6 protein-coding genes are annotated in these 7,565 nt (G+C 73.9%); 4 read left to right on the top strand and 2 right to left on the bottom strand.

Translation table 11 applies throughout. From position 1 onward, the window contains the following. The first annotated feature begins 389 nt into the window (after positions 1 to 389). The gene (locus ACOJTC_RS03995; RefSeq protein WP_420115791.1) at positions 390 to 803 is read left to right on the top strand and encodes a protein-tyrosine phosphatase family protein; all 414 of its coding nucleotides are present in this window, start codon (positions 390 to 392) and stop codon (positions 801 to 803) included. A gap of 53 nt (positions 804 to 856) precedes the next feature. On the opposite strand, the gene ACOJTC_RS04000 is transcribed toward ACOJTC_RS03995, so the two are convergent. Continuing rightward, entirely contained in the window at positions 857 to 3,133 is a 2,277-nt protein-coding gene (locus ACOJTC_RS04000; RefSeq protein ID WP_420115792.1) for an ATP-binding cassette domain-containing protein, read from the bottom strand. A 141-nt stretch (positions 3,134 to 3,274) separates the two neighbouring features. On the opposite strand from ACOJTC_RS04000, the gene ACOJTC_RS04005 reads away from it, so the two are divergent. After that, on the top strand, positions 3,275 to 3,985 hold the full coding sequence (locus tag ACOJTC_RS04005) for a MerR family transcriptional regulator (RefSeq protein WP_420115793.1): 711 nt from the start codon (positions 3,275 to 3,277) through the stop codon (positions 3,983 to 3,985). Between the two features lie 63 nt (positions 3,986 to 4,048). Here the strand turns inward: ACOJTC_RS04005 and ACOJTC_RS04010 are convergent, their stop codons facing one another. After that, positions 4,049 to 4,867 carry a hypothetical protein gene (locus ACOJTC_RS04010; protein ID WP_420115794.1) on the bottom strand — a complete coding sequence of 273 codons (819 nt, stop codon included), beginning with the start codon at positions 4,865 to 4,867 and terminating at the stop codon, positions 4,049 to 4,051. A gap of 369 nt (positions 4,868 to 5,236) precedes the next feature. Here ACOJTC_RS04010 and ACOJTC_RS04015 point away from each other — a divergent pair, with 369 nt between their 5' ends. Both ACOJTC_RS04015 and ACOJTC_RS04020 read left to right on the top strand, forming a co-directional pair. Next, the gene (locus ACOJTC_RS04015) at positions 5,237 to 6,487 is read left to right on the top strand and encodes a D-alanyl-D-alanine carboxypeptidase family protein (RefSeq protein WP_420115795.1); all 1,251 of its coding nucleotides are present in this window, start codon (positions 5,237 to 5,239) and stop codon (positions 6,485 to 6,487) included. Between the two features lie 153 nt (positions 6,488 to 6,640). Next, the gene (locus ACOJTC_RS04020; RefSeq protein ID WP_420115796.1) at positions 6,641 to 7,420 is read left to right on the top strand and encodes a peptidylprolyl isomerase; all 780 of its coding nucleotides are present in this window, start codon (positions 6,641 to 6,643) and stop codon (positions 7,418 to 7,420) included. The last annotated feature ends 145 nt before the right edge of the window (positions 7,421 to 7,565 follow it).

The following is a 7,565-nucleotide window of genomic DNA, read 5'->3' on the forward strand; positions in this document are numbered from 1 at the left end:
CCCCTGTGGGACACCCCGGCCGCCTCCCTCGGCGCCACGCAGTGCACCTGCGGCCCCCCCCACCCCAGGAGGGCCGGCCCCCCCCCGGGGGGGCCGCCCATCGGCGTGTCTCCACCGGTGCTCTGTGGACGGTTCGGTGACTGCCGGCGGATCGATGGTGACGGGGGTCACCGGAGGGTGGGGAAGGAGTAGGTGGGGTGCCGCGTTGTGCGGGGTGTCGGTGTGTTCGGTGTCCCCGGGCCTCACCTGAAATGCCCTCGCGGAGTTCCGTTCGGCTGGAGCCGCGTCGCGCCACGCGCCGAGAGGCGACCCGCACATCGACACGCGCCGCCCCCGACCCGTCAGGGTCGGGGGCGGCGCGCTGTGCGCCCAGCGGGCAGAATCACGGGGTGGACTGGTCCAGCACGGCCGGAGTGGTCACCCTGCCCAGCGGCGCGACCGTGCGCGGGCGGCGGGTAGCCGATGCGGTGTCCCCGGCCGACTTCGCCCTGATCCTGGCCCCGGGCCCGACGCCCGCCTGGGCGCACCGGCGCATCCGGTGGCCCGACTTCTGGTTGCCGACCGACCGGGTCGACGCCCTGGACGCCTTCCGTGAGGCGCTGCGCCGCGCCCACGCCGGCGACCGGGTGGAGGCGGCCTGCCGGGGCGGGATCGGCCGGACCGGCACCACCCTCGCCGCCCTGGCGATCCTCGACGGGGTGCCGGCCCGCGACGCCGTCCGGTGGGTCCGTGACCGCTACCATCCGAAGGCCGTCGAGACCCCCTGGCAGCGCGCCTGGCTGCGGCGGCTCCCCGACCACTGACCCTGCCGCCCGCCCCCGCCGGTGGCCCGCCGCCGACGGGGGAGCGGCCCCGCTCAGCGGGGGGCGACGTACTCGCGCAGGTGTCGGGCGGTGAGGGTGTCACCGTGGGCGACCAGGTCGGCGGGGGTGCCGGTGAAGACGATCCGGCCGCCGTCGTGGCCGGCACCGGGACCCAGGTCGACGATCCAGTCCGCGTGCGCCATCACCGCCTGGTGGTGCTCGATGACGATCACGGTGTTGCCGGCGTCGACCAGCCGGTCCAGCAGGGCGAGCAGTTGGTCCACGTCGGCCAGGTGCAGGCCGGTGGTCGGCTCGTCCAGGACGTAGGTGGCCGCCTTCTCGGCCATGTGCACGGCCAGCTTGAGCCGTTGGCGTTCCCCGCCGGACAGGGTGGTCAGCGGCTGCCCCAGGGTCAGGTAGCCGAGGCCCACCTCGGTCAGCCGGTCCAGCACCACCCGGGCCGGGCCGGACGGGAAGAACTCCCGGGCCTCGGTCACCGACATGCCGAGCACCTCGCTGATGTTGCGGCCGCGCAGCGTGTAGGCCAGCACCTCGGGGGTGTACCGCCGTCCCTCGCACGCCTCGCAGACGCTGGCGACGGCCGCCATCGTCGCCAGGTCGGTGTAGACCAGCCCGATCCCCTTACAGGTCGGGCAGGCGCCCTCGGAGTTGGCGCTGAACAGTGCGGCCTTCACCCCGTTGGCACGGGCGAACGCGGTGCGGATCGGGTCGAGCAGGCCCGTCCAGGTCGCCGGGTTGCTGCGCCGGGAACCCCGGATGGGGGACTGGTCGACCACCACGACGCCGTCGCGGCGGGGCAGCGATCCGTGGATCAGTGAGCTCTTGCCCGAGCCGGCCACCCCGGTGACGACGGTGAGCACCCCCAGCGGCAGGTCGACGTCGACGTCGCGCAGGTTGTGCAGGTCGGCTCCCCGGATCGCCAGGTGGCCGGTGGGTCGGCGGAACGCCGTCCGCAGGGTGACCCGGTGGTCGAGGTGCCGGCCGGTCAGCGTGTCGGAGCGGCGCAGCCCGGCGACGTCGCCGGTGTAGCAGATCCGCCCGCCGGCCGTGCCCGCGCCCGGACCCAGGTCGACGACGTGGTCGGCGATCGCGATCGTCTCCGGCTTGTGCTCGACGACCAGCACCGTGTTGCCCTTGTCGCGCAGCCGCTGCAGCAGGCCGTTCATCCGGGCGATGTCGTGCGGGTGCAGCCCCACCGTCGGCTCGTCGAAGACGTACGTCACGTCGGAGAGGCTGGACCCGAGGTGGCGGACCATCTTCACCCGCTGCGCCTCGCCACCGGACAGGGTGCCGGACTCCCGGTCCAGGCTGAGGTAGCCCAGGCCGATCTCCACCATCGAGTCCAGGGTGTCGCGCAGGTCGGCCACCAGCGGGGCCACCGACGGTGCGTCGATCCCGCCGACGAACTCGGCCAGGTCGCTGATCTGCATGGCCGCGCACTCGGCGATGGTGCGGCCGGCGATCCGCGAGGACAGTGCCGCCGCGTTGAGCCGGGCCCCGCCGCAGGCGGCGCAGGTGGCGAAGGCGACCGCCCGGTCCACGAAGGCGCGGATGTGCGCCTGCATGGACTCCCGGTCCTTGGCCAGGTAGAGCCGGCGGACCTTCACCACCAGCCCCTCGTACGTCCAGCTGTTGGCGCCGACCTTGATCTTCGTGGCCGGCTTGTGCAGGAAGTCCTCCCACTGCTGCGGGGTGAAATCCTGGAGCTTCACGTCCGGGTCGAACAGGCCGGACCCGACGATGGTCTGCCAGTACCAGGAGTCCACGGCGAAGTTCGGCACCAGGATCGCCCCGTCGTTGAGCGAGCGTTCCACGTCCACCATCGCCGACACGTCGAGGTCGGAGACCCGGCCCAGCCCTTCGCAGGTCGGGCACATGCCCTCGGCGAGGTTGAAGCTGAACGCCCCGGCCCCGCCGACGTACGGCTCACCGAGCCGGCTGAACAGGATCCGCAGCAGCGCGTACGCGTCGGTCGCGGTGCCGACGGTGGAGCGGGAGTTCGCTCCCATCCGTTCCTGGTCGACCACGATCGCCGGGGTCAGGTTCCGCAGCGAGTCGACGTCGGGGCGGGACAGGTTCGGCATGAACGACTGGAGGAAGGCACTGTAGGTCTCGTTGATCAGGCGGCGGGACTCGGCGGCGACGGTGCCGAACACCAGGGAGGACTTCCCCGAGCCGGAGACGCCGGTGAAGACGGTGAGCCGTCGCTTGGGTATGTCGACGGAGACGCCGGTGAGGTTGTTCTCCCGGGCGCCCCGTACCTCGATCACGTCGTGGCGGTCGGCGGCGGACTGCGCTGGTTGCTCCATACCTTCGATTTTCTCATTCATGCTCCTGTAGAGACTTTCTGCGCATCTCACGCGTGGCAGCCCGGGCTATGCGATGAGAAGTCTCAAACCACGTGACAACCACTAGGGTGGGCGGGAACGCGAGCGGTGGGGAGAGGCCCGGTGACAGGGGAGCGACGGTGGCGGCTGGTCGACGTCGCGGCCAGCGCCGGCATCTCCACCCAGCAGGTACGCAACTATCTGGCCGACGGGGTGCTGCCGCCGACCGACCGCACCCCGAGCGGCTACCGGATCTTCACCGACCGCCACGTCCGGGCCCTGGCGGTGGCCCGTCGGATGGCCGAGGGGCACGGCTGGGCGCGTACCCGGGAGGTGCTGGCGGCCGTGCACCGGGGTGAGCTGCCGGCGGCGCTCGCCGCGCTCGACGCCGGGCACGCCGAACTGGACCGCGAGCGGGCCGAGATCGCCCGGGTGCTGGGCGCGTTCGAGACGGTGCTGGGCAGCCGGGCGGCGGCCGTGCCCCGCCGGGACGCCCGGATCGGCGAGGTGGCGGCCCAGGTGGGTGTGCGGACCTCGCAGCTGCGCCTGTGGGGACAGCGTGGCCTGCTCCGCCCGCACCGGCAGCGGGGCACCGGCTACCGGGTGTACGACGTGGCCGAGGGCCGGGCGGCGCAGGTGGTGGCGCTGCTGCGCCGGGGCGGCTACCCGTTCGACATCATCACGGCGGTCCTCGACGAGCTGCGCAGCACCGGCCGGCCGGACCGGGTCCGGGCCGAACTCGCCCGGCGGGAGCAGGAGCTGAACCGGCGCAGCCTGCGCCGGCTGCGGGCCTCCGCCGTCCTGCACGACTACCTGGACGGGACCGGCACCTGAACCGCACGGCGGGGTAGCACCAACGCGCTGCGGAGGCCGTGCACAGCCGGACGGGCCGGCGGTTCATCCGCCGGGCCGGCGGTGGGCCCGGGGTGAGTTCAGGCCGCAGGCGGCGAAGTTGTCGAGGTTGGGGCGCTGTGCGCCGACGCGGTTGAAGGCGATCTCGATGCGGTCGAGGGCGGCCTTGCGCTTGTCCTCCAGGGGGCCGAGGATGGCGTTGTTGATGAAGTTGGCGCCGCCCTGGGGGTTGGCGGCCTGCTGGGCGAGGCGGGCGTTGGCCTCGCTGATCTGCTTGTCGAGGTTGGCCAGTTCGGCCTGGACGTTCGCGGCGGCCTGGGCCGGTACGGCAGGGATCTGCGGCGTCGGGCAGTTCACCGTCTGGGCGGCGGCAGTGGTGTTGTTCCCGCCGGTGGCGGCGTTGCCGGCCTTGACGGAGCTGTTCAGCGCGCTGGCCACACCCGGGGCGTTCAGGCCGCAGGTGGCCAGGGCGTCCAGGTTGGGTCGCTGGGCGCCGGCCCGGTTGAAGTTGATCTCGATGCGGTCCAGCACCGCGACCCGCTTGCTCTTCAGCGGGCCGAGGATGGCGTTGTTGATGAAGTTCGCACCGCCCTGCGGGTTGGCCGCCTGCTTCGCCAGCCGCTCGTTCTGCCGGGCGATCTCCTCGTCCAGGTTGGCCAGTTCCCGCTCCACCCCGGCGGCAGCCGACGCCGGGACCGCCGGCAGCTTGTCCCGTACCGTCGGGCAGTTGACGGTCTGCGCGGCGGTGCTGCCGGTGTTCTCACCGGCGGAGGCGAGTTGCAGACCGCCGCCCAGCAGCAGCACCGCCAGGGCGCCCACTCCGCCGAGCTTGAGGACGGCATTCTTCCGCATTGGCCTGGCCATGTACCTCTCCTCTGATCTCCGGCGGGTCGCGACGGCGTAGCGTGCGGTGGCCCGACGGTGGCTGGGGTCAAGGCGGACCGGATGTCCGACGCCCGGCATTGGCGTCCGCCCCGATCCGTCCTTGCGGCGATGGATACGGGGACCGGCAGAAGATCGTTCAAGAATTCTCGTGAGCTTCCGGTCGCTCTCGGTGACTGATGAAGAAATCCCAGGTCAGTGGGGGTGGGAGCGGTTCCATCGGCGCTCGATGGAGGCGATTTCGGCTACCAGCGGTCACTGATCGATGATCCAGGGTGACGAAAGGGATTCCCGTCGGGTCGGTCGCGCCCCCTGGGGAACCTGGTTGCCGCCTCGGTAGGGTGCCTCACCATGAGAGCCCGGGTCCTGGCCGCCGGCGTCGCGGCCGTACTCCTCACCGGTGTGCCGGCCATCCCCGCCACCGCGGGCGGTGCGGCCCGCGCCGGGTCGGCCGCCGCCGTCGTGCCGTGCCCGAAGCTGCCGACGCCGAAGGTGACCCGACCGCCCCGGCCCACACCGCCCGCGGCCGTGCCCGAGCAGCAGCGGGTGGGGGGCGAGGCGCTGGCCACCCCCGGGCTGACCGTGCCGCCCGGTGCGCCCGCGCCGCCGCCGGTCACCGCGACCTCGTGGCTCGTCGCCGACCTGGACACCGGGGCGGTGCTCGGCGGCTGCGGCCCGCACGAGTACGGCACCCCGGCCAGCGTGCAGAAGCTGCTGCTGGCCGCCACCATGCTGCCGAAGCTGAACCCGAAGCAGGTCGTCACGGTCACCCGCCCCGACCTGGACATCGAGCCGGGCAGTTCCGCCGTCGGCCTGCTCGACCGTGGTCGATACCCGGTCGAGACCGTCTGGCTCGGCCTGCTGCTCCAGTCCGGCAACGACGCGGCGAACCTGCTGGCCCGCCTCGGTGCGGGCAGCGCCGCCGCCGGGGTCCGCGAGATGAACGCCGAGGCACGCCGGCTCGGGGCGTTGCAGACCCGCGCGGTGACCCCGTCCGGGCTGGACGGTCCGGGCCAGTTCACCAGCGCGTACGACCTGGCGCTGATCGCCCGGGTCTGCTTCGCCGACCCCACCTTCCGCCGGTACGCCCTGACCGAGCGCACCCAGATCCCGGCCCAGCCGGCGTTGCGCAAACCCGGCTTCCAGATCCAGAACGAGAACCAGCTCATCTACCGGTACCCGGGGGCGCTGGGCGGGAAGACCGGCTTCACCGACCTCGCCCGGCACACCTACGTCGGGGCCGCCGAGCGCGGTGGACGACGACTGGTGGTGACCCTGCTCGGGGCGGAGGCCCGCCCGGTACGCGGCTGGGAACAGGGGGCGCGGCTGCTCGACTGGGGCTTCGGCCTGCCCCGGGACGCCTCGGTGGGGCGACTGGTCGAGCCCGGTGAGCTGACCACCGCCAGCCCGTCGGCCCCACCGTCCGCCCCGGTGGCCGCCGCGCCGGTCGCCTCCCGCCCGACGGCGGGCGCACCGCACTGGCTCGGTGGGGCGGTGGTCGGCGGGGCGGCCGGGCTGGTCGGCCTGCTGGCCGTCCTGCTCGCGGTCGGCCGTCGGCGCCGGACCCGCCGCCGGGTCCGACGGCGGGTCGCCTGGGACTGACGGCGACCCGTTGCGCCGGGGAGCACCGGCGCGCGTCGACGGTCACGACCCGCCCGGATCGGCCGGCGTCGACAACCGGTGCGAGCCTCCATAGACTCCGGTCGTTCCGGTACCCGTCGTCTCTCCGGTACCACGAGTCCAGGAGGACCATCAGTGTCGAGTGAACCCCGACCGTCCGCCGCCGGGTCGCGCCCCCACGGCCGGCTGGCCCGCCTCGCCGGGGCGGCCCTGGCCTCGGCCGCGCTGGTCGTCGCCGGTGGCACCGCCGCCGTCGCCGCGCCCGCCGACGGGCCGACCGCCGCCCGGACCACGAAGGGGCCGTGCGCGTACACGTCCACGCCCGACGAGCCGCCGGCCCGGCCGGTGCCGCTGCCGCCCGACCCGCGTCGGACGCCCGACGACGGCACGGTCCGGGTCACCCTGCGCACCAGCCAGGGGCCGATCGGGCTGACCCTGGACCGCGAACAGGCCCCGTGCACCGTGCAGAGCTTCCTGCACCTGGCGAAGCACCGGTTCTACGACTGGACGCCCTGCCACCGGCTGACCGCGTACCCGACGCTCAAGGTGCTCCAGTGCGGCGACCCGTCCGGCACCGGTGAGGGCGGGCCGGGCTACCGCTACCGCGACGAGCTGCCCACCGACCTGCCGCCCGCGCCGACCGACCCCACCGGGGTGCGCCGGCTCTACGCCCGGGGCACGCTCGCCATGGCCAACGCCGGGCCGGACACCAACGGCAGCCAGTTCTTCCTGGTCCAGTCGGACTCGGCGCTGCGCCCCAACTACACCGTCTTCGGCAGCATCGACGCGGCCGGGCTGAACACCCTGGACAAGATCGCCGCCGGTGGCATCGCGCCCACCCCCGAGGACCCCGCGCCGGTGGACGGCGCGCCGGCCCTGCCGGTACAGATCCACCGCGCGATCCGGGGCCACTGAACGACGCCGGCCGGCCCGTCGTGGGGCCGGCCGGGGGGGATGACGCCGGGTGGGGGCGGTCACCCCCCCCCACCCCACGGGCAGCGCTGCTCGCCTGCCGCCCGGGTCCGGGCGGCGTCCGCGTCGGCCGTGGCGACCGGCCCCC

It is taken from the genome of Micromonospora sp. (assembly GCF_048594385.1).
Lineage (GTDB): Bacteria > Actinomycetota > Actinomycetes > Mycobacteriales > Micromonosporaceae > Micromonospora > Micromonospora wenchangensis.